Here is a 329-nt window from a genome sequence, read left to right as displayed (position 1 = left end):
CGTTGTCAGCGGGAAGAGACAAAAGTATACGAGCCGCAGGGGGGGAAGATTAGGCGGTCATTGACTTAAGAATATTTAGCCTGTACTTAATAATCAGGCGAGGGTGTCTTAAGGAGATGCTATGAATAACGCGCTTTATAATCAGATACGCATCTTTCAGAGCATTGCGCGCGAGGGCAATATCTCGGCCGCCGCGCGCAAGCTCGAAATCACGCCGCCGTCGGTCAGCAATGCGCTCAGGCTGCTGGAGGAGCATATTGGCCACCCCCTTTTTGTGCGCACTACCCGGCGTATCGAGCTGACGGAAACCGGGCAACAGCTGCTGGAGC

General features: G+C 54.4%; 1 protein-coding gene. It reads left to right on the top strand.

The features are described 5' to 3' along the window. Window positions 1-121: 121 nt before the first annotated feature. On the top strand, window positions 122-329 hold a 208-nt coding region (locus tag ACSIPU_RS30810; RefSeq protein ID WP_435322506.1), incomplete at its 3' end, for a LysR family transcriptional regulator.

It is taken from the genome of Klebsiella sp. HN106 (assembly GCF_051209435.1).
GTDB classification, from domain to species: Bacteria; Pseudomonadota; Gammaproteobacteria; order Enterobacterales; family Enterobacteriaceae; genus Klebsiella; species Klebsiella oxytoca.
This window is presented reverse-complemented; position numbering and strand designations above follow the sequence as displayed.